This is a genomic window from Burkholderia sp. LMG 13014, assembly GCF_905232215.1.
In the GTDB taxonomy this organism is placed as follows: Bacteria; Pseudomonadota; Gammaproteobacteria; order Burkholderiales; family Burkholderiaceae; genus Burkholderia.
Genome location: NZ_CAJNKE010001057.1, coordinates 1 through 1,052, shown reverse-complemented (window position 1 = coordinate 1,052; position 1,052 = coordinate 1). Strand labels below are relative to the sequence as shown.

Annotated in this window: 1 protein-coding gene; it reads left to right on the top strand. The window is 67.9% G+C overall.

The window, feature by feature from the left end:
• Window positions 1-342: 342 nt before the first annotated feature.
• The coding region (locus tag JYJ84_RS37350) for a DUF4410 domain-containing protein (RefSeq protein ID WP_205190363.1) at window positions 343-1,052 on the top strand (710 nt) is incomplete at its 3' end.

Below are 1,052 nucleotides of genomic sequence, written 5' to 3'. Positions count from 1 at the left end.
GCCTGTTCGCCTGTTCGCCTGTTCGCCTGTTCGCCGGTTCGCCGGTTCGCCGGTTCGCCGGTTCGTCCGTTCGTCCGTTCGTCCGTTCGTCCGTTCGTCCGTTCGTCCGTTCGTCTGCATGACGACCTGCCTGCCGCACGTATCCACGCGCAGCAACTCGTGACATCCGCCGACATAATTCCTGCGTGGCGCATCCCGCCCGACCTCCCCATACTTGCGCCTGCGTGTTGCGCAACGGCATGAAACCTCTCCCCCGCCAGCGATCACGCCCCGCTTCCGATCGTTCGCGTTCCTGAATGCCGCGACAGTATCGGCAACTTCATCCAGGCCCCGGAGATCGACATGTTTTCTTCCCTTCACGCACTTGCTGCCCACACCAAACGTCTGACCAGCGTCGCGCTGATCGCCGGCACACTCGCGATGACCGGCTGCGCATCGACCGCGACCACGTCCATGACAGTCGCGCCGACAGCCCATACGCAGCCGCAGGTTCGTGCGGACGTCGTCTATGTGTCCGCGTTCGACGTGGCCACGACCGACGTCAAGGTCGACGGCGGGATGATTAGCAAGATTGCGACCCTCGCGAGCGGATCGTCCGCCGACGCGCAGCGCCAGCAAAGCGCGCTGAAAACCCGCGACCAGCTCGCCGACGCCCTCGTGCGTGAACTCCGGTCGCAAGGCATCCCCGCACTGCGCGGCCCGGTGCCCGACGGCCGCGACGCGCTGGTCGTCGAAGGCCGGTTCGAGTCGATCGACGCCGGCAACCGCCGCCGCCGCACGCTGATCGGGCTCGGCGCGGGCAAGAGCGAAGTGAAGGCATCGGTCACCGTGCTGTTCCAGCCGGCGCATGGCACGCCGCAGCCGCTCGGCACGTTCTCGTCCAGCGCGAACAGCGGCCACCTGCCGGGCATGGTGGAAACCGCCGGAGTCGGCGCGGCGGCCGGCCGCCTTGCGACGTCGGCAGCGGTGGGCGCCGGCCTGCACGGTGTGTCGGAAGTGAAGCACGACACGGTGGCATCCGATACGGACCGCCTCGCGCGCTCGATCGCGAA